The sequence below is a fragment of the Actinocorallia sp. B10E7 genome, from assembly GCF_039871655.1.
GTDB lineage: Bacteria > Actinomycetota > Actinomycetes > Streptosporangiales > Streptosporangiaceae > Actinocorallia.
This window is the reverse complement of record NZ_JBDPLZ010000005.1, coordinates 582,380-601,228: the sequence shown is the minus strand read 5'-3', so window position 1 is coordinate 601,228 and position 18,849 is coordinate 582,380. Positions and strand designations below refer to the sequence as shown.

Genomic DNA, 18,849 nt, shown 5'->3' with positions numbered 1-18,849 from the left:
GACTGGCATTGCATGGCCTTTCACGAGAACGCCACCGAGGTGGCCGGGGTGGAGACGGCCGGAAGGGGCCGGGTCGCGGTGAGGTCAGGTACGGGAGCGGCGGAGCCGGCGTCCGAGCGCGGCGAGGCCTCCGGGCTCCCAGATGAGGACGAGGACGAGAAGAGCGCCGAAGACGAAGCGGGCGAGCATGGCCGCGTCGAGTCCGCCGGAGCCCGCCTCCGCGAGGAAGCCCAGCGATCCGCCGAAGCGGTCCAGCAGCAGCGGCAGCGCGGTGACGAACAGTCCGCCCGCCACGGCGCCGCGCACCGAGCCGAGCCCGCCGATGATCGCCATCGCCAGGTAGGTGATCGACAGGTGGAGGGTGAAGTACTGCGGCACGATGAACTCGAACGCCAGGGCGGTCAGGACTCCGGCCGCCCCCGCGAACACCGACGAGTAGGCGAACACCGCCGCCTTGTAGCGGTGCACGGGAACGCCCATCGAGCCCGCCGCGGCGGGGTTGTCGCGCATCAGCTGCAGCGCGCGGCCGGGCCTGCCGCGGGCGACCCGGCCCGCGGCCACCACGGCCACGGCCAGCACGGCCAGGGCCAGGTACCACAGGCGTTCGCGTCCGCCGTACTGGACGCCCAGCACCCACAGGTCGGGTGATCCGCCGCTCAGCTCGAAGCCCGCGACGTCCAGCGGCGGCACCGCGCGGCCGTTGTACCCGCCGGTGACAGGGGAGGCGTTCTTCAGCACATGCTCGCCGATGAACACCAGGGCGAGGGAGGCGACACCGAGGTAGAGTCCCTTCAGCCGCGCCGACACGGGGCTGAACAGCAGCCCGGCCAGGCCCGCGGCGGCGACCGCGGCCACGGCGGCGAGCATGCTGGGCAGGCCCAGGCCGCCCACGTCCGAGGAGCCCGGGTCGCCCGCCAGGTAGGCGTAGGTGTAGGCGCCGACCGCCACGAAGAAGGAGTGGGCCAGGGAGAGCTGGCCCGCGGTGCCGACCAGCAGGGTCAGGCCGATCGCGCCGACCGCGGTGGCCATGCCCAGGATCCCGATGATGAGCCAGGACCCGTCCAGGTACAGCGGGACGGCCGGCAGCGGCAGGAGGAGCGACCAGGGCGCGATCCGCCGGAGCAGGCCGCCGCGGACCGTGCGGCCGGGGGCCGGGGCGGGTTCGGCGGCCCGTACCGGGGCCTGCGGGTGGACGGTCGTCTCAGACACGGTTCATCTCCTTGGAGCCCAGCAGCCCGGACGGGCGCCACAACAGGACGAGGAGCATGACGACGTACGGCGCGACGCCGCCGAACCCCTCGCCGAGGAAGTGCAGGGACGCGGCGTTGCCGTCGACGAGCGTCTGGGTCACCCCGACGATCAGCCCGCCCAGGACCGCGCCCTCGGTGGAGTCCAGGCCGCCGATGATGACGGCCGGGATGGCGTTGAGGGCGATGAGGCCCGCCGTGTGGTCCAGGCCCGGGTTGGGGAAGACCGCGAGGAACACCCCCGCGACGCACGCCAGGGCACCGCCGATGGCCCAGGAGGCGCGGGCGACCCGACGCTGGTCGATGCCCATCAGCGCGGCGGTCCTCGGGTCGTCGGCCGAGGCCCGCATCCGCACGCCGAAGTCCGTCTTGCGGAACACCAGGAAGAACCCGGCGATGATGAGGACGCCCGCGGCGGTCGCGGCGATCCGGGCCTGGGGCAGCACCGTGCCCAGGAGCTCGACGCGCCGGTCGCCCCAGGGGTCGCCCATGGTCAGGACGCGGGAGCCGATCCGGCGGGTGAGCTCGGTGATCAGCAGCAGGTCCACGCCGATCGTGAAGATCGTCAGTACCAGGTGGTCGGCGGTCCTGACCGCCGCGACCAGCCGTTCGACCACGACCGCGCAGAGCGCCGCCGCCGCGGTCCCCAGCGCCGCCGCGGCGGGGAAGCCGACGTGCGGGGAGAGCATGGCGACGGTGTAGGCGCCCGCCAGGAGGATCGACCCGTGCGCCAGGTTGATCACCTTGGTGCCCTTGTAGATCGCCACGAAGCCCAGGGCGAGGAGGGCGTAGATCGAGCCCAGCGACACGCCGAGCAGCAGTGACTGCAGGATCCTCATGACTTCTCCTCCGGTGTCCGCGGGGCCTCGGGGTCTTCGGCGCGTGGTTCGGCGCCGAGGTAGGCGGCGATGACCTCCGGGGAGCTGCGCACCTCCGCCGGGGTGCCGTCGGCGATGCCGCGCCCGAAGTCCAGGACGGTGACCCGGTCGGCGATCGCCATCACCATCGGCATGTCGTGCTCGACGAGCAGCACCGAGATCCCCAGGGCGTCGCGCACGCTGACGACCAGGTGGGCGATGTCCCACTTCTCGTGGGCCGGCATTCCCGCGGCGGGCTCGTCGAGCAGCAGGATCTCCGGTTCGCTGCTGAGGGCGCGGGCGAGCTCGACCCGTTTGCGGTCGCCGTAGGCCAGCACCCCTGCGGGGGTGTCGAGCTTGTCGCCCAGGCCCACGAACCGGGCGATCTCCGTGACGCGTTCGCGGTGCAGCCGCTCCTCGCGCCGGACGCGGGGCAGCCCCAGGGAGGCGGCGACGAAACCGGACCGGGTCAGCCGGTGGCGGGCGACCATCAGGTTGTCCAGCACCGTCTCGTGGGGGGCCAGCGCGATGTTCTGGAAGGCGCGGCCCACGCCGCGCCGGGCGATCTCGTGCGGGGGCAGGCGGGTGAGGTCCTCGTCCCCGAAGACGACCGTCCCCCGGTCCGGGCGGTAGTGCCCGCTGATGACGTTGAAGCACGAGGACTTGCCCGCGCCGTTGGGGCCGATCAGGGCGTGCACCGTGCCGGGCTCCACGGTGAATCCGAGGCCGTCCAGGGCCTGGACGCCGCCGAAGTGCAGGGAGATGTCCCGCAGCGCGAGCACGCTCATGCCGACCACCTCTGCAGGGGGGCGCGGTCGGCGAACTGCAGGAGCTCGTCGGCCGTCCCCGAGCCGCCCAGGTAGAGCTGCTGCACCTCGTCGGTCGCGCGCAGCTGCGCGGCGGTGCCCGACAGCACGGCGCTTCCCTGCTCCAGGACGTAGCCGTCATCGGCGACGGACAGGGCCATGGCCGCGTTCTGCTCGACGACCAGGACTCCGGTGCCCTGTTCACGGATCAGGGAGATGATCTCGCCGATCCGCTCGACGACCTTGGGAGCCAGCCCCAGGGACGGCTCGTCCAGCAGCAGCAGGCGCGGCCCGCTCATCAGCCCCCTGGCGATCGCGAGCATCTGCTGCTCGCCGCCGGACAGCAGCACCGCCCGCTGGCGGCGGCGCCGGGCCAGGACCTCGAACATCCCGTACGCCTCGTCGAGGCGTTCCTGGACGCGGCCCCTGACGGTGGCCGCGCCCGCGCGGAGGTTCTCCTCCACGGTCAGGTCGGCGAAGACCCGCCGCCCCTCGGGCACGTGGGCGATGCCGCGGCGGACCAGCGCCGTCGGACCCAGCCGGTGGACCGGCTTCCCTTCGAGGAGGATCTCGCCCTCCACCAGCCGGCCGGAGTCGAAGCCGAGCGCTCCGGAGACGGCTTTCATGAGCGTGGACTTGCCGGCGCCGTTGCCGCCGACGACGGCGGTGACCCGGCCCGGCCCGGCTTTGAGGTCGAGGGACCGGAGCGCGGGTGCGCTCTGGCCATAGCGCACGCTGACGCCGCGCACTTCCAGCATGTTCGCTGCCCTGCTTCCCAGAGAGAATGGCTGTTCGCCCTGGAAAGTAAGGTGACGACGGTCACAGGGTGACCTGGCCGTTCCGTTCTACGGCACACGACCGTCCGACCCCGGCCTATTACTACGACTGGAGCCAGATCGACGAGGCGTACCGCGACAAGGGCGTCTTCCCCGTCATCCCCGAAGCCGGCCTCCACGCCACCCTGGGCATCCTCGCCCGGAACGTCGAGTAGCCGAGCACCCCGCCGGCGCCCGAAGCGGCACCGGCCTCACCTCTCGGCCTGCAGGCCGACCCCGAACCTTGGAGTCTTCGGCCTCCTTTCCGGTCACGTGCCGGAGACGAAAACCTCTTGCCACGCGCGGTTAGCCTGAACGGTATGGATCGGGTCTTCGTGACGGAGCGGCTGGAGCTGCGGCCCGTCGCCCCATCGGATCATGCCTGGCTGCTGTCCCACTGGCGAGAGCCCGGGGTGCGGCGGTTCCTGTTCGACGGGAAGGCGCCTTCGTCGGCGGAGGTCCTCGAGTCCATCGAGGGCAGCGAGCGGAATTTCGCCTCGTCCGGTTACGGGCTGTGGATCATGCGGAAGGCGGGTGAACCGCTCGGCGCCGTCGGGCTGCTGCCGTTCGAAGACGACGCTTCCAGACCAGAGATGATCATCAGCCTGGTGCCGGCGGCGTGGGGCCGGGGCTACGCCGCCGAAGCGGCACGGACCGTCGTGGAGCACGCGTTGGAGACGCTCCGCCTACCCCAGGTCATGGCCGAGGTCGACCGTGGCAACGACGCGTCGGCCGCGCTCGTCGCGCGGCTCGGCATGGAGCCGGGCGAGTCGGTGCCCGGCGTGCTCGGCCCGATGACGCGGTACCGCCGGAGCGGAACGCCCGACCGCTGAGTTCACCGGTCCAGGACTCCGGTGTCAGAGGGGGACGTCGTTCCGGGACAGGGCCTCCACGAGCACGCCCACGTCACCGGTCTGGGGGAAGGACAGGCGGACGGTCGCGTCCTGTCCGACCTCCACCTCGGCCCCGGGCAGCAGGTCCCGCCAAGGCTTGCCGGTGCGGGCGGAGGCTCCTTCGCGGAGCGCCGTGCGCAGGCGCTCCGCCAGGGCTTCGGGGTCGCCGGTCGTGTGATAGCAGAGCGCCTCGGTGAAGTCCGCTCCGTCGGCGAACTCCGCTTCGACGGCATTGGCCGCGGCACCGATGAGGTCGGCCTCTCCAGGGGACCCGGGTTCCGTCAGGACGGCGGCGAGCGGCCAGCCGAGGCACCAGGAGACGGCTCGGTGCGGCGTGCTGCCGCTGAGCCTGGGAACCTTGGAGGGCGGTCTCACCTGCTCGTGCGTCTGAAGCGAACCGGCATAGGTGACGAGGTCCTCGCCGGGTTCCACCACGGAGAGGCCGTCCTGCTCGGCCCGCTGCCACACCTGCTGGTTCCGGGTGTAGCCGAGCCGGTTCAGGGAGAGGGCGATGCCGTCGACGTCGAACCGGCCCCGAAGCAGACCGGCCTGGGCGGGAGGTCTGCCGAAGAGAGCGGCGGAAGACGCGGTCTTGAGAGGGATTCCCGTGTCATCTGAACGCCGGAGCGCTTCTCCCACTCCGATTTCCGCCAGGCGGGAGAACCTTCCGGGGTGCTTCTCCTTCAGGATTCTCAGCTTGGCGAGGTCCAGGTACTCCACATGATGCCGTCCGGGTCCGTCGAGGCGCGCCTCGTCGAGCGCCACCCAGAGAGGCGTGCGCTCCGGATTCCCGTACCCGCCGTCCTGCTCGGAGAGCGGTTCGCACGCCGTGGACGCCAGCAGGAGAACGCCGACCAGCGCTTTGAAGATCGGAAGCCTCATGGAGGCGAATCTCCCAGAGCGCCGTCCCGGGCGACAGGGAGGAGCGTCCCGACCCGCCTCCCCGTCCCCTTGCTCACGAGATCGCAGGTTTCGTCTCCCCTCCCCGGCTCTGCTCGGGAGAGAATCCGGACATGCGCTTCGGCATTCTGGGGACGGTCCAGGTCTGGGACGATCAAGGGACGCCCGTCTCGGTCGGGGGGCCGCGGGTGCGGGCGCTGCTGGCGCTGCTGCTGCTCAACGCGGGCAAGGTCGTCTCTCCCGAGCTCCTCATCGACGGGCTGTACGGGGACGAGCCGCCGGCGGGGGCGGGCAACGCGCTCCAGTCGCAGGTGTCGCGGCTGCGGCGAGTGCTGAAGGGGATCGCCGAGGTCGAGTCGTCGGCCGGCGGATACCGGCTGGCCGTCGATCCACAGGCTGTGGACGCGCACCGGTTCCGGCGGCTGGTCGCCGATGCCTCCGGGCTGGGAGCCGCCGAAAAAGCCGCCCTGCTGGAAGAGGCGCTCCGGTTGTGGCGCGGACCGGCGCTGGCCGACGTGCCGGAGGCCCGCGACCAGGCCGTGCGGTTCGAGGAGGCGCGGGCCACCGCGGTCGAGGACAGGGCCGCCGCCCGGCTCGAACTGGGAGAGCACCGGGAACTCGTCGCGCCGCTGCGGGAACTCGCCGAGGCCCACCCGCTGCGGGAACGGCCGCGGGCGCTGCTGATGCGCGCCCTGTACGGCTCGGGACGCCAGGACGAGGCGCTGGAGCTGTACGAACGGACCCGGCGGATGCTCGCCGACGAACTGGGCACCGACCCCTCGGCCGAGTTGTCGGACGTCCACCTGGCGATCCTGCGGGGCGAGCCGGAACCCGCGTCCGGGCCCGAGCCGGTCAAGGCGCGGGTGCCGGCCCAGTTCACCAGTTTCGTCGGCCGGGCCGACGACCTCGCGCGGATCGGGTCCCTGCTCGACGACGCGCGGCTGGTCACCCTGATCGAGCCGGGCGGAGCCGGCAAGACACGGCTGGCGATCGAGGCGGGAGCACGGTCCGGCGGCACGTTCGCGGACTTCGCGGCGGTCTCCGCCGGAGAGGGGCAGAACACCCTGGCCCGCGTCGTGATGGGCGCGCTCGGGTTGCGCGAGGCGGGCGTCCTGCCGTCCGGGGAACGGCTCGGGCCCGTCGAAAGGCTCGAGACCGCGCTCGGCGACCGGCCGACGCTGCTGATCTTCGACAACTGCGAGCATGTGATCGGCCCGGAAGGCGAGATGATTCACGTCAAGCCCGCCGACCGGTCCGCCCCGCTCAGCCACCAGTTCATGCAGGCACTCGTCTCCACTGAGGCTCTCCACCTGCGCGCCGAGGCCCGTACCTCCTTCGCCGAGCTCGTCGCCTCGGTGTCGGGCGGGACCAGGACCGTCCCTCCCGACACCGTTCCAAAGAAGATCATCTTTGCGATCATGCTCAAGACCGGGAAAGCGCTCGCCTCCACCTGCGAGACGCTTCGCCGCTACGGCGTTGACGTCGAGGTCATCGCCGTACCCCAGGCCTGAGCCCGAGCCTTCCCGAGGTGAACCGTGCCCGCGGTTCTGGGAAGTGGTCAGCAGAGACCGAACATGGGCTCTCACGTAAGGAGCGAGGCGAGCGTGGACGGGGTCGCGGTCGGCCGTTTGCAGGAGGATCGCCGCCACAGTGATCTCAGCGAGCCGACCGTCCGGCGTGTCCAGGACCTCCGAGAAGGTCTCCCGGACCTGTGCGGCCAGCTCCGGGACGGGCAGGGTGTAGGCGTGGAGATGCGCGGCACCGAAGCCGTGGGGGGCAGGACCGAATCCTTCCCAGTCCAGGATGGTGAGTTCGGGGCCAGTGAGCGTCGGGCAAGGCTACGGGCTCGGTGAGATCAGGAGAAGACGAGCAGGGAGGATCCAGCACATAGGAGCTGAGTTCGGCACGGTAGGCGTACTCATCCCGTTCCCACTCGGCGGAGCGGAGCAGCCGGGGTCTTGGGATCTCATCGGGCAGCACCACGGCGGCGGTCTCCGTGCCCACCCGGAGTTTGCCGCCGGCTTTGCCCGCCGACGCTTCCATCACCCGGAGCCACGCACGTCCGGAAACGTCTTCGACCTCCTTGCCGAGCGTTCTGCCGCCATGGCCCCAGGCCACGGCCGTTCCGAAGGCGGGAACGCAGATGAGTCGTGTCGCCGCGTCGGCGAAGGCAACGTGCATCCGGTCTCGCACGGCCGAATCGTCAGGCTCGAAGAACACGGCAGACCTCCCGGAGACGGGTCGGTGTGATCGGTGGACGGCGGAACGCCGTGAGAGCGTCCCGCCAGTGTGCCGCAGTCGAAGCCGAGAGCAAGGCACCGGTGAGACCCGGTGTGGAGGCCACCACGGACAAGGCCGCCTCGACGGGGGACGAGCCGGGGCTGATCAAAGCGGCCAAGCCCCCGGTGACCATGTCGGTGAGCTCGCCGCCGCTCAGCGGCGCGGAGGCCCACACCTGAAGTCCCGCCTCGGCCGCCTCTACGACAGAGCCGACGCTACGAAGGGCTTCGGCGACAGGGGCTATATGCACGAGGCTTATGGGCAACTGGATCGCCTTCAAGTGAATGTCAGAGCTTCCAGCAGCGTCTCGTGCCGCGGCAAGAGGGTCTCGTACGGTGAAGGCATCGTCGGCGAAACCGCTCCAGGTGGCGATTCCGTAACCAGTGACCTGGCCCTCATGAGCGGCTTGTCCGCTGACCAGGGGGAACCTCGGTTCGGATCGGGTTGCTGTTGCGGGCGTACGCGAACACGAGCAGACGATCGACCGGGTTCTCGTGGTTCAAGGGGACCGGGTCAGAGCTTGCCCGCCTTCAGTTCGCCGCCGACCAGGGTGGCCTTGACGGTCAGGTCGCCGATCTTGGTGATCTTCACCTTGCGCAGGTTGCCGGAGAGGACGATCACGTCGAACCGCCTGCCGACCTCGATCGAGCCGGTCTTCTTCTCCAGGCCGAGCAGGTAGGCGGTGTTGAAGGTGTGGATCTGGATCGCCTGCGACAGGGTGATCCGCTCGGCCGCGTTGAGGGGCCCCTTGTAGTTCTTGTTGCCCTCGGTGGACTCGGCGGTCCGGGTGACGGCCGCCTCCAGTTGCCGCATCGGGTTGAGCGCGTCGACCGGGAAGTCCGAGCCGTTGGCGAGGCGCGCGTCCGCCTTGAGCAGCGAGTGCCACGGGTACAGCCGCTTCCACCGCTTGACGCCGATGAACGGCTTGAGCGCGTCCATCGTGTACGGGTCCTTCTCGGCCCACTGGGTGGCGATCGAGGCGGTCACGTTGAGTCGCTTGAAGCGCTTGTAGTCGGCCGGGTCGACGAGCTGGGCGTGGGCGATGAGGTGGCGCTGCCCGTGGCTGCCGTTCTTGTCGCGCGCGTAGGCGTAGGCGTTGAGGGCCTCGCGGACCGCGCCGTCGCCGATCGCGTGGGCGTGGATCTGCCAGCGGGCCTTGTCGAGCGCCGCGACGACCTTGTTCAGACGCGCCTGGGTGATGCGGACCGGGCCGCGGGTCTTGCCGGGCACCCACTTGCCCTTGGAGTTCTTCACCAGATACGGCTTGAGCAGCAGCGCGGTCTGGTTGGGGTACTCGATGACGCCGTCGACGAAGATCTCGCCCACAGCGTTGATCTTGAAGTTGGGGCCCTCGTACTTCTTCTTGAGCGCCTTGATCCTCTTCAGGGTGCCGGGCAGGTCGGCGTAGGCGGCGTTGGCGTCGAGGCCGAGCGAGCCGACGACCCGGCCCGGCAGTTCGCGCCGGTCGGCGAGGTACTTCCAGGCCTGCAGGTCGGACTCGGTGAGCATCTGCGGCTGGTAGGCGGTCAGGCCGTTGGCGGTGACGTGGGCCAGGGTGGTCCGCAGCCCCTCGACGCGTTCGGCCAGCGGCGCCGGCGGGATCTTGGTACGGACCAGGTCGATCGCGGTGTCCTCCTTGAGGTAGCCTGTCGGCTCGCCGTTCGCGTCTCGGACGATCACTCCGCCCTCGGGGTCCTTGGTGGCCTTGGTGATCCCGGCCAGCTCGAGGGCCCGGCTGTTGACCAGGGCGTTGTGGCCGTCGTCGGAGAACACGTAGATCGGCCGCCCGGTGTTCAGGGCGTCGAGGATGGCCTTGTCGGGCACGGTCCCGGCGGGCTTCATGCCCGGCAGGTCCCAGTTGAGCACAGTGAGCCAGTCTTTGTCCGTCTTGCCCTTGGCCTTGTCGTCGTCCAGGCACTTCTGGATGAGGGCCTGCGTCTCCGGAACGGTCAGGTACTGGTAGTTCAGGTCGCAGACCGCCAGCTTGGGCGTGAGGTGGACGTGCCCGTCCTGGATACCCGGCATCAGGGTCCGACCGCGCAGGTTGACGACCTTGGTCTTCTTGCCGATGTACTTCTTGACGCCCGCGTTGGTGCCGACATAGACGATCACACCCTTGCGCACGGCGACGGCCTGCGCCCGCCTGCCCGCCTTGCCCACCTCGACCGAGCCGTGCCGCAGGACCAGGTCGGCGGCGGTTGCGGTGGACGCGGCGGTCGCGGGTGTGGTGAGACCGAGCGCCAGCATGGCGCCGCCTGTGAGGGTTGTCCGGATTCGCATGTGGCGAGACTGGTTGATTAATCCTTTAATCACAACCGCCCGAAACGTTCGGATTCCTTAGATAAATGTCCCTCTGGCAACGAATTCCGTAGTATGTCGTCATGCCGGCGACGATCTTCGATGTGGCCAGGGCGGCCGAGGTCTCGACTGCGACCGTCTCCAACGCCCTCAACGGTACCGGCCGGGTCTCCGAAGCCACCCGCCGCCGCGTGCGGGAGGCGGCCGAACGCCTCGGCTACCGGCCGAACGTGGCGGGCCGGGCGCTGCGCACCGGCCGCACCGGGATGCTGGCACTGGGCGTCACGACCTACGGCCCGCATGAGTGGAACTTCAGCGAGGTCGCCTTCTACACCCAGCTGATCACCGCTGCGACGGCCACCGCGCACCGCCACGGCTACGCCCTGACCATCCTGCCCGCGACCTTGACCGAACCGGAATGGCAGGCCCTGGCGGTCGACGGGGTGATCCTGCTCGACAGCCCACAGGACGATCCCGCCATCCCGATCCTGCGCGACCGCGGCATCCCGATCGCCTTCGACGGCCGGCCCTGGTCGCTCGGACCGCGTGACTCCTGGGTCGACAACGATCACGCGGCGGCCACCGAGCAGGTCATCCGGCACCTGCGCGACCAGAACGCGACCAGGATCGCCCTGGTGACGGCCTACGGTACCGACCTGTGGACCCGCACCTGCGCCGAGACCTACCGGGCCCTCGTCCCGGATCCGCTGATCGACGCGATCGACGCGGACGACCCCGAGGGCCGCGCGGCGGCCGAGCGGGTCCTGCGGGCCGGCGCCGACGCCGTTTACGGCCTCATCGACGGTCTCGGCCGCGGCGCCTTGGCCGCCGCCCGCGACCTCGGCCTGCGCGTCCCGGACGACGTTCTGATCGCGACGTGCAGCGAGGACCCGTCCTACGCCTGGACCGCCCCTCCGGTCACCACGCTCTCCCTATTCCCCACCGACACGGTCGCCCTGGCCGTCACGGCCCTGGCCGACACCCTGTCGGGCTTCCCCGCCTCCGTCCATCCCGGTTTGCCCACGCGCCTCACCGTCCGGGAGTCCTCATCGAGGCGCGAGACCGGCCCGGCGGAGAAGACCGGCGGATAGAGCCGCCCCCAACGGGTTTCGGGCGGCTGACGGGCCCGTGAAGGTTCGAGCCGTGCGAGGCCGGGACGGGTGCGGTCGGCGTCGCGGGCAACGCGCAGGAGCAGTGCGAGGAGTGGCGGACAAGGGGCGACCACGGGTGTGCCGGCCGCGAGGTCAGGGACCGTGGCCACCACCGCCTCACCCGGGCAGGGCCAGGGTGAAGAGGGGGCGCTGCTGGGGACGGGGGAGCCTCCCTCGGGTTCGATGGTGACGCCTACGCGGGTGGCGTCGACGTCGACGGAGCGGGCGTCGGAGACGGTCATGACGGCGCTGGCCTGCGGGTTCGAAGGGGACGTCGGGGCGGGGACGGGCCCTGCAAGGCGGGCGACGGCTTCGTCACCGCCCCTGGACCGTCATGGCGCGCGGCCGGATCCGGCCGCGGGGCGGGCTTGTGTTCTCAACAAGATGTTCACGGCCGTCAACACTTCGCGTTTCATATGCGTTTCCGGGGTGAAACGCAGATCACAGACCGTGATGATAGCCAGAATGAGCATATTAACGAACATTAATCAACCATTATCCAGTGTTGACTTGCCCCCGCCTCGTCGAGGACCATCGCAAAGATCTTTGTTGTACTTCGAATCCGTGTCCGCCCGCTGAACGACATCCGCCCTCGACCTCGAAACCCGAGGTGAGAGCGCTATCAGGCGTCCCCGAAGCCGCCTGTCCAGATTGCGTCCAAAAAGGGAGAACGGCCGGTGCAGAGAAATACTGACAGTACCGCCATGCTCGCGATCGACGGCGGAGACCCCATTCGCCGGAGCCCGTGGCCCACCTACGACAAGGGGGCCGTGCACGTCCATCCCGAGGATGAAGAGGCTGCCATCCGCGCCATTCGCAGCCATCTTTACTTCCGATACGACCACCGGCCGGAACAGGAGACGGAGTGTGGTCGGTTCGAGGCCGCGTTGTGCGACTACTTCGGCACCCGGCATGCGCTGGCCGTCTCCAGCGGCACCACCGCGATCGCCTTGGCGATCATGGCGGCGGGCATTCCGCCGGGATCGCTGATCGCCTGCCAGGGGTTCACGTTCGTGGCCAGCCCGAGCGCCATCACGCTGGCCGGATGCCGTCCGCTGCTGGTCGAAGTGGACCAGAACCTGCAGCTGGACGTCGAGGATCTGCGGCGGCGCTGGTCGCCCGAGGTCAAGGCCATCCTGGTGGTGCACATGCGGGGGTTCGCCGCCGACATGGAGGCGATCACCCGGTTCGCCACCGAGGTGGGGGTGCCGGTCTTCGAGGACGCGGTGCCCGCGATGGGCGCGGAGCTCCACGGACGCAAGCTCGGCACGTACGGGCTCGCCGGGGCCTTCAGCACCCAGTCCGACAAGTCGCTCAACTGCGGCGAGGGCGGGTTCCTCGTCACGGACGACAGCACGTTGTTCGCCCGTGCGGTCGTATTGTCCGGCGCGTATGAGGGACGGGTGCGGCGGCATTTCCCCGACGACCCGCCGCCGATCGGCACCGACCTGGACCTGCCTCTGCTCAGCTTCCGCATGGACGAGATCCGCGCGGCGCTGCTGCGGTCGGAGCTGGCCCGGCTGCCCTCCCGGCTGGAGCTCTTCCGGCGGAACTACGCCTACGTCACCGGCGAGCTCGCGGACGTGCCGGGCATCCGGATCCGCCGGCCGGTCGAGCCGGGCGCCTGCCTCGGTGAGGCGTTCATCTTCCGGGTGGCCGGCGGCCTGGCCGAATGGTTCGCGCGGGCGTTGTGCTGCGAGGGCATCGACGCGCGCAACCTCGGCTCCGGTGCGGACACGAACGTCCGGGTCTTCTGGAACTGGCGGTTCCTGTTCGGCGACCGGACCGTCCCGGAGATCAAGGCCCTGCTCCCCGCGACCTCGCGCTATCTGGAGGACGCCGTGGACGTGCCGTTGTCCTCCAGCCTGACCCTCGAGGACTGCGACCACCTCATCGCGGCGGTCCGCAAGATCGCCTCGTGGGTCGGCCGGTGAAGGAGGACGAGGACGGCGGGTTCTCGCGCGGCGCGCTCGCCGGGATCTTCGGCGGGCTGTTCTTCGGCTACGTCGGCCTGACCTCGGTGATCCCGGTCCTGCCGGGCTTCGTCCGCGACGAGTACGCCGCGTCGAACCTCGTGGTCGGCACCGTGGTCACCGCGACGGCCTTCACCGCGCTGCTCGTCCGGCCGGTCGCGGGCCATCTCGCCGACCGCTACGGCCACCGCCGGGTCATGCAGGCGGGCGCGCTGGCCGTCGCCGTCTTCGGGCTGGCCTACTTCCTGCCCTTCGGCCCCCTCTGGCTGATCGTGATCCGGCTGGTGCTCGGCGCGGGTGAGGCCGCCCTGTTCACGGCGGGCGCCGCGTGGACGATGTCGATCGCGCCGCACCACCGGCGCGGCCAGCTCATCGGCCTGTACGGGATGAGCATGTGGGGCGGCATCTCGCTGGGGACGCTCCTCGGCTCGGTGCTCGAGAACTTCGGCCGCGGGGCGGTCTGGACGTTCAGCGCGCTGGCCGGGCTCGTCGCGTTCGTTCTGGTCCGCACGGTCCGGGACCGGAAGACGGCCGCCCCTGCCGGAGCCGGGGGCCTGATGCTCCGCCCGGCGCTGGTGCCCGGTCTCGCACTGGCCCTCGGCTCTGCCGGGTACGCCGGGCTCGCCGCGTTCGCCGTCCTGCATCTCGAGGGACGGGGCAGCGGCTCAGGGGTCGTCGTACTGAGCTGTTTCAGCGCCGTCTACGCCGGGACCAGGCTGTTCATCGGCCACTTCCCCGACAAGTACGGTGCCCGCCGGGTCGCGATCTGGTGCGGCGCCGGGGAGTGCCTGGGGCTTCTGACCGTCGCGGCCGCCCCGAACCTGCCGGTGGCGGTACTCGGCAGCGTCGTCATGGGCGTCGGCTTCTCCCTGCTGCACCCGTCGCTGGCCGTGCTGGTGCTGGACCGCGTCGACCCGACGCGGCAGGGCGCGGCGCTCGGCGCCTACACCTCGTTCTGGGATCTGGGCCTGGCCGCCTGGGGGCCGCTGCTGGGCGTGGTCGCGTCCGGGTTCGGCTACCCGGCGGTCTTCGTCGCCGGCGCGATCTGCGCCGCCGCGGCGGCCCTGGTCGCGCTGTCCCTTCCGCAACGGAAAGCGGTGCCCGCATGAAGATCCTCTGCATCATCGGCTGGTGCCGAAACGGCAGCACGATCATCGGGAACGTCCTCAACGAAGTGCCCTCGTTCTTCCACGTCGGTGAGATCCACTTCCTGTGGAAGAACGCCGCCGGACGGGGCGCGAACACCTTCTGCGGCTGCGGCCTGCACCTCACCGAGTGCGGGCTGTGGTCGAAGGTCCTCGCGGAGGGGCGGCCGCCCGGCCTGTCCGTGGAAGAACACGCGGCGGAAGTGGTCGCCCGCCAGCGCGCGTACGTCCGCACCCGGCACACGTGGCGTGTGCTCCGCCACGGCCTGGGCAGTCCCGGCGTCCGGGCGCACACCGACCTCATGGCCCGCACGTTCCGCTCCGTCTCCGAACTCACCGGCGCGGACGTCCTCGTCGACACCACCAAGATCCCCGGAGAAGCCGCGCTGCTCCCCCTGATGGACGGCGTCGAGCCGTACTTCGTCCACCTCGTACGGGACCCGCGGGCCGTCGCGGGTTCGTGGAGCGTGGACAAGGACTACTGCATCGCGATGCCCGCACACACCAGCACCGCCTACTGGAGCGGGTTCAACGCCGCTTCACGCGCGCTGCTACGACGTTACCCCGAACGGTCGATGCTGCTGCGTTACGAGACCTTCAGGGCCGATCCCGAAAAGACGATCTCACGGCTGCTGCGGTTCGTCGGAGCCGATCCGGCGGACAACCCCGTACACGGCCGCGAAGTCCGGCTGCACCCCAACCACACCGTCACGGGCAACCCCGACCGGTTCCGCAGCGGCACGACACTCCTGCGAGAGCACGACGACCAGTGGAAGGAACGGCTGACCGTCCGGGCGCGTCTCGCGACCGCGGCGCTGTCCTGGCCCCAGTTCCACCGCTACGGCTACAGCTATCGAGGCACCTGGGAGAGGAGCACCGGTGGATCTGGGACTTGAAGGCAAGGTCGCCTTGATCGCGGGTGGATCGAGCGGCCTCGGCCTGGCCAGCGCGCGGGAACTGGCCCAAGAAGGCATGCACGTGGCCGTCGGCTCCCGGGATCCGGCCAAGCTGGCCGACGCTGCGCGGTCGATCAAGGAGGTCTCCCGCGGCAAGGTGCACACCACCAGCGTGGACCTCACCGACCGGGCCGCCGTCGAACGCTGGGTGGCGGAGGTCGCGGACGAGTTCGGCGCCCTGCACGTCGTGCTCGTCTGCGGAGGCAGTCCCCCGGTCGGCGGCTCGGCGGACTTCACCGTGGAGGACTACGACGCGGCGGTCGACCTGGTGCTGCTGCCCGCCGTCCACCTCGCCCTCACCACGCTGCCGCACCTGCGCGCCGCGGGCTGGGGACGGCTGCTGTTCGTCGCCTCCGAGACCGCGAGCTCCCCGTCGACCAGGCTCGCGCTGTCCGGGGTCACCCGGGCCGGGCTGGTCAGGTTCGCCCAGTCACTCGCCTGCCAGACCGGACGGGACGGCATCACCGTGAACGTCCTCGCACCGGCCACGACCCGCACCCCGCCCATCGAGCGGGTCGCGGCCCGGATCGCCGAGGACGGCGACGTCGAGGCCGCGCTGCGGGCGATGGGCGAGCACAACCCGCTCGGCCGGATCGCCGAGCCGGAGGAGTTCGCCGCGCTCGTCGCCTTCCTCGCCGGCACCCGCGCCTCGTTCATCACCGGAGGGGTCCATCCCGTCGACGGCGGAGCGGGAGCCGTCGGCACCGAGCTGCCCTACCTCGACAACGTCTCGAAGAACATCCTCACCTGAAGGAGCGCTCATGGAGCAGACCCTGGCCGAACGCGGCGGGCAGCTGTCACCCGGACGGAGGTTCGTGGAAGAGTGCCTGGTCAAGGGCACCGAGGCACACATCGAGTACGACGTCACGATCACCGATTCGCTGACCAGTTCACGGCGCAAGCCCCGCAACCCGGCGCGGAACATGCTCAAGGTCGTCGACCTGTCCCGCAGCCCGCGCGACCACTACTGGCATGAGAGCCCGCCGCTTCCCGGCGACGCGCCCATCCCGGGCGCGGAGGTGCGGCGCGAGGCGGCCAGCCGGTTCCACCGTTCGCCGATCCCCCCGCTGCTGACCACCCGGGCCTGGGTGCAGGTCCCCGACCGGCTGTGGGAGGACCCCGAGACGTTCCAGTCGTTCATCGACTACCGGCTGATCGTCCGGCTGTGCACCGCGGAGAACGTGACGATCCTCCAGGGCGAGGGCGGCCTGCTCAACATGCCCGAGCTGGGCCGTATGACCGATCGGGGGCCCTTCGCCGCGACGCTTCTGCGCGCCTGCGACGAGGTCGAGCAGATGGGCGGCACCGCCGACGGGCTCATCATCAACCCGGCCGACTTCTACCGCTACATGGGCGAAGGCACCCTGATGGACGACCTCGAACGCAACGGGGTGTTCATCGTCCGCACCAGGCTGGTCGAGCCCGGCACCGCGGTCATCGGCGACTTCGGCCACGGCGTCCAGCTGTTCGACGCGGGCCGTTCGGTGATCAGGTTCGCCGAGCCCCCGCCCGGCACCTTCGCCGAGGACAGGATCGCGCTCACGGCGGAGATCTACGAACGGGTCGTGGTGAACCTGCCCACCAACCTCTTCATCGTCAGCCTGTGAACGACCTCGACGTCCTGGTGGTCGGCGGCGGCGCCGCCGGCCTGTTCACCGCCCACCAGCTGCGGCGACGCGGCGCGCGGGTGACGGTCGTGGAACGCGGCCCCATCGGCGGGGACCAGTCCTGCTCGGCGGGCAACACCGGTTTCGCGGGCACCCAGGGCTCGGCGCCCCTCGCCGTGCCCGGCGCGGGCTCGCTCCGCCGCCTCCTCGACCCGGCGGGCTCCCCGCACCTCCGCCCCCGCCTGGATCCCGGCCTGTGGCGGTGGGTGCGCGACTTCCGCCGCGCCTGCACCGAGGAGGCGGCCTCCGCCTCCTCGCGGGTGCTGTACTCCCTGAAGAAACACAGCCTCGCACTGCTGGCCGAACTGGACTCCGCCCATTTCCACGCTCCCGGCATCGTGCTGGCCTACCGCTCGCCCGACGGGTTCGAACGGGCCGCGGCCGCCGCCGCGCGTTCTCCCGTCCCCCTGCGCGTTCTGTTCCCCGCCGAACTGGCCGAACTCGAACCGGACACCGAGTTCTCCATCGCGGGCGCGCTCTACAACGAGGAGGGCGCCTACCTGGAAGTCCCCCGGTTCCTGCAAGCCTTCGCCCGCGGCCTCGCCGAGGACGGTGTCGAGATCCTCGACCGGACGGAGGTGACGGGCTTCGAGCTCTCCGGCGGGAAGGTCGTCTCCGTCCGCGTGCCGGGCCGTGAGCTCCGCCCCAAAACCGTCGTCCTCGCCGCGGGAAGCTGGACGTCCTCCCTGGCCCGCCTGCTCGGCCAGAGGATCGCGCTCCAGCCCGTCAAGGGCTACAGCGTCACCGTCAAGACGCCGCCCGGCGCCCCCCGCCTGCCCGTCCTCCTGCCCGAGGGCCCCGTCGCGATCGCCCCGCTGGACGGCGAGCTGCGGTTCGCCGGTTCCCTGGAGCTCACCGGCATGGACCGGCGGATCGTCCCCCGCCGGATCGCCGCGATGCTCGCCCCCGTCCGCTCCTGCCTGCCCGCCCTGGACCTCACCGGAGAGCAGCGGGTCTGGGCGGGGCTGCGTCCCTGCTCCCCCGACGGGCTCCCCTACGTCGGCCCCGCACCGGCCGTCGGCAACCTCTTCCTGTGCTGCGGGCACGGCCACATCGGCATGGGCCTGGCCCCCTCCACCGGCCGCCTGCTGGCCCAGCTGCTCACCGGAGAACGCCCCGATCTCGACCTCCGCCCGTTCCGGATCGACCGCTGAGGACCGCCATGATCGGCGTCATCTGCCTGGACACCTCCTTCACCAAGATCCCCGGCCATATCCGCAACCCGGCGACCTTCGACTTCCCCGTCCGCTACGAGGTGGTCTCGGGCGCCACCGCCGAACGGGTCGTGACCCGGCCGGATCCGGAGCTGCTCGGCCCCTTCGTCGCCGCCGCCCGCAGTCTCGTCGCCTCCGGCGCCCGTGCCGTCACCAGCGGCTGCGGCTTCCTGGCACTCCACCAGCGCGAACTCGCCGACGCCGTGGACGTTCCCGTCTTCGCCTCCAGCCTCGTCCAGCTCCCGCTGGTCCACCGCATGATCCGCCGGGACCAGAAGGTCGGCCTGCTCGTGGCCCGGAAGGGCTCCCTGACCCCCCGCCATCTCTCCGGGGTGGGTGCCGGACACGTCCCCGTCCGCGTGGCGGGCATGGAGGACCAGCCCGAGTTCCGCGAGGTGGTCCTGGAGGCGCGTCGCAACGAGCTGGACGCCGCCCTGCTGGGTCGGGAGGTCCTGGCCCGGGCCACACGCCTCGTCTCCGATAACCCGGACATAGGCGCTCTGGTCATTGAATGCACCGACCTGGCGCCCTACTCCCATCTCGTCCAGCAGAAGCTGCGGATGCCCGTCTTCGACATCGTCACCCTCACAGAGATGGTCCACCGCACCCTCACCCACCGCCCCTACGGTCCGCCGTGAGCCCAATTC

18 protein-coding genes are annotated in these 18,849 nt (G+C 70.7%); 12 read left to right on the top strand and 6 right to left on the bottom strand.

The features are described 5' to 3' along the window. Positions 1 to 84: 84 nt before the first annotated feature. From ABGB12_RS20665 to ABGB12_RS20650, 4 genes are read right to left on the bottom strand one after another with little or no spacing between them, the layout of a single operon-like run. Positions 85 to 1,209: a branched-chain amino acid ABC transporter permease gene (locus ABGB12_RS20665; protein WP_347680290.1), complete on the bottom strand. Its 1,125-nt coding sequence runs from the start codon at positions 1,207 to 1,209 to the stop codon at positions 85 to 87. Then, positions 1,202 to 2,086: a branched-chain amino acid ABC transporter permease gene (locus ABGB12_RS20660; RefSeq protein ID WP_347680288.1), complete on the bottom strand. Its 885-nt coding sequence runs from the start codon at positions 2,084 to 2,086 to the stop codon at positions 1,202 to 1,204. The genes ABGB12_RS20665 and ABGB12_RS20660 overlap by 8 nt, the downstream gene beginning before the upstream one ends. Continuing rightward, positions 2,083 to 2,892 carry an ABC transporter ATP-binding protein gene (locus ABGB12_RS20655; RefSeq protein WP_347680286.1) on the bottom strand — a complete coding sequence of 270 codons (810 nt, stop codon included), beginning with the start codon at positions 2,890 to 2,892 and terminating at the stop codon, positions 2,083 to 2,085. Before ABGB12_RS20655 ends, ABGB12_RS20660 begins: the two co-directional genes overlap by 4 nt. Further along, the gene (locus tag ABGB12_RS20650) at positions 2,889 to 3,668 is read right to left on the bottom strand and encodes an ABC transporter ATP-binding protein (RefSeq protein ID WP_347680284.1); all 780 of its coding nucleotides are present in this window, start codon (positions 3,666 to 3,668) and stop codon (positions 2,889 to 2,891) included. Before ABGB12_RS20650 ends, ABGB12_RS20655 begins: the two co-directional genes overlap by 4 nt. A gap of 68 nt (positions 3,669 to 3,736) precedes the next feature. On the opposite strand from ABGB12_RS20650, the gene ABGB12_RS20645 reads away from it, so the two are divergent. Continuing rightward, positions 3,737 to 3,901, top strand: a complete 165-nt coding sequence (locus ABGB12_RS20645; RefSeq protein ID WP_347680282.1) for a hypothetical protein — start codon at positions 3,737 to 3,739, stop codon at positions 3,899 to 3,901. A 144-nt stretch (positions 3,902 to 4,045) separates the two neighbouring features. Beyond that, positions 4,046 to 4,558 (top strand): GNAT family N-acetyltransferase, encoded by a 513-nt coding sequence (locus tag ABGB12_RS20640; protein WP_347680280.1) that lies wholly within the window; start codon positions 4,046 to 4,048, stop codon positions 4,556 to 4,558. A gap of 24 nt (positions 4,559 to 4,582) precedes the next feature. Here the strand turns inward: ABGB12_RS20640 and ABGB12_RS20635 are convergent, their stop codons facing one another. Further along, positions 4,583 to 5,500, bottom strand: coding sequence for a hypothetical protein (locus tag ABGB12_RS20635; protein ID WP_347680278.1), 918 nt, complete (start codon positions 5,498 to 5,500; stop codon positions 4,583 to 4,585). Positions 5,501 to 5,631: 131 nt separating this feature from the next. Here ABGB12_RS20635 and ABGB12_RS20630 point away from each other — a divergent pair, with 131 nt between their 5' ends. Further along, on the top strand, positions 5,632 to 7,029 hold the full coding sequence (locus tag ABGB12_RS20630) for a TIGR04141 family sporadically distributed protein (protein ID WP_347680276.1): 1,398 nt from the start codon (positions 5,632 to 5,634) through the stop codon (positions 7,027 to 7,029). A gap of 822 nt (positions 7,030 to 7,851) precedes the next feature. Beyond that, a complete protein-coding gene (locus ABGB12_RS20625; protein WP_347680274.1) occupies positions 7,852 to 7,977 on the top strand; it encodes a hypothetical protein in 126 nt (41 codons plus the stop codon). Between the two features lie 334 nt (positions 7,978 to 8,311). Here the strand turns inward: ABGB12_RS20625 and ABGB12_RS20620 are convergent, their stop codons facing one another. Next, positions 8,312 to 10,078, bottom strand: a complete 1,767-nt coding sequence (locus ABGB12_RS20620; protein ID WP_347680272.1) for an amidohydrolase — start codon at positions 10,076 to 10,078, stop codon at positions 8,312 to 8,314. Positions 10,079 to 10,179: 101 nt separating this feature from the next. Here ABGB12_RS20620 and ABGB12_RS20615 point away from each other — a divergent pair, with 101 nt between their 5' ends. From ABGB12_RS20615 to ABGB12_RS20580, 8 genes are all read left to right on the top strand, one after another. Further along, positions 10,180 to 11,187: a LacI family DNA-binding transcriptional regulator gene (locus ABGB12_RS20615; protein WP_347680270.1), complete on the top strand. Its 1,008-nt coding sequence runs from the start codon at positions 10,180 to 10,182 to the stop codon at positions 11,185 to 11,187. Between the two features lie 764 nt (positions 11,188 to 11,951). Continuing rightward, positions 11,952 to 13,181: an aminotransferase class I/II-fold pyridoxal phosphate-dependent enzyme gene (locus tag ABGB12_RS20610; protein WP_347680268.1), complete on the top strand. Its 1,230-nt coding sequence runs from the start codon at positions 11,952 to 11,954 to the stop codon at positions 13,179 to 13,181. Continuing rightward, positions 13,166 to 14,329 (top strand): MFS transporter, encoded by a 1,164-nt coding sequence (locus tag ABGB12_RS20605; RefSeq protein WP_347680266.1) that lies wholly within the window; start codon positions 13,166 to 13,168, stop codon positions 14,327 to 14,329. The genes ABGB12_RS20610 and ABGB12_RS20605 overlap by 16 nt, the downstream gene beginning before the upstream one ends. Then, a complete protein-coding gene (locus ABGB12_RS20600; RefSeq protein WP_347680265.1) occupies positions 14,326 to 15,261 on the top strand; it encodes a sulfotransferase in 936 nt (311 codons plus the stop codon). The genes ABGB12_RS20605 and ABGB12_RS20600 overlap by 4 nt, the downstream gene beginning before the upstream one ends. Beyond that, the gene (locus tag ABGB12_RS20595) at positions 15,245 to 16,072 is read left to right on the top strand and encodes an SDR family oxidoreductase (RefSeq protein WP_347680264.1); all 828 of its coding nucleotides are present in this window, start codon (positions 15,245 to 15,247) and stop codon (positions 16,070 to 16,072) included. The genes ABGB12_RS20600 and ABGB12_RS20595 overlap by 17 nt, the downstream gene beginning before the upstream one ends. A 10-nt stretch (positions 16,073 to 16,082) precedes the next feature. Next, on the top strand, positions 16,083 to 16,928 hold the full coding sequence (locus ABGB12_RS20590; protein ID WP_347680262.1) for a family 3 encapsulin nanocompartment shell protein: 846 nt from the start codon (positions 16,083 to 16,085) through the stop codon (positions 16,926 to 16,928). Then, entirely contained in the window at positions 16,925 to 18,142 is a 1,218-nt protein-coding gene (locus ABGB12_RS20585) for an FAD-dependent oxidoreductase (protein ID WP_347680260.1), read from the top strand. The genes ABGB12_RS20590 and ABGB12_RS20585 overlap by 4 nt, the downstream gene beginning before the upstream one ends. 8 nt (positions 18,143 to 18,150) lie before the next feature. Continuing rightward, positions 18,151 to 18,840, top strand: a complete 690-nt coding sequence (locus ABGB12_RS20580; protein ID WP_347680258.1) for an aspartate/glutamate racemase family protein — start codon at positions 18,151 to 18,153, stop codon at positions 18,838 to 18,840. Positions 18,841 to 18,849: the final 9 nt, after the last annotated feature.

Bases quoted from the DNA above. Each gene is read 5' to 3' on its own strand.
- ABGB12_RS20660 (WP_347680288.1), bottom strand. From the start codon at position 2,086: ATGAGGATCCTGCAGTCACTGCTGCTCGGCGTGTCGCTGGGCTCGATC.
- ABGB12_RS20655 (WP_347680286.1), bottom strand. From the start codon at position 2,892: ATGAGCGTGCTCGCGCTGCGGGACATCTCCCTGCACTTCGGCGGCGTC.
- ABGB12_RS20650 (WP_347680284.1), bottom strand. From the start codon at position 3,668: ATGCTGGAAGTGCGCGGCGTCAGCGTGCGCTATGGCCAGAGCGCACCC.
- ABGB12_RS20640 (WP_347680280.1), top strand. From the start codon at position 4,046: ATGGATCGGGTCTTCGTGACGGAGCGGCTGGAGCTGCGGCCCGTCGCC.
- ABGB12_RS20635 (WP_347680278.1), bottom strand. From the start codon at position 5,500: ATGAGGCTTCCGATCTTCAAAGCGCTGGTCGGCGTTCTCCTGCTGGCG.
- ABGB12_RS20630 (WP_347680276.1), top strand. From the start codon at position 5,632: ATGCGCTTCGGCATTCTGGGGACGGTCCAGGTCTGGGACGATCAAGGG.
- ABGB12_RS20620 (WP_347680272.1), bottom strand. From the start codon at position 10,078: ATGCGAATCCGGACAACCCTCACAGGCGGCGCCATGCTGGCGCTCGGT.
- ABGB12_RS20615 (WP_347680270.1), top strand. From the start codon at position 10,180: ATGCCGGCGACGATCTTCGATGTGGCCAGGGCGGCCGAGGTCTCGACT.
- ABGB12_RS20610 (WP_347680268.1), top strand. From the start codon at position 11,952: ATGCTCGCGATCGACGGCGGAGACCCCATTCGCCGGAGCCCGTGGCCC.
- ABGB12_RS20600 (WP_347680265.1), top strand. From the start codon at position 14,326: ATGAAGATCCTCTGCATCATCGGCTGGTGCCGAAACGGCAGCACGATC.
- ABGB12_RS20590 (WP_347680262.1), top strand. From the start codon at position 16,083: ATGGAGCAGACCCTGGCCGAACGCGGCGGGCAGCTGTCACCCGGACGG.
- ABGB12_RS20580 (WP_347680258.1), top strand. From the start codon at position 18,151: ATGATCGGCGTCATCTGCCTGGACACCTCCTTCACCAAGATCCCCGGC.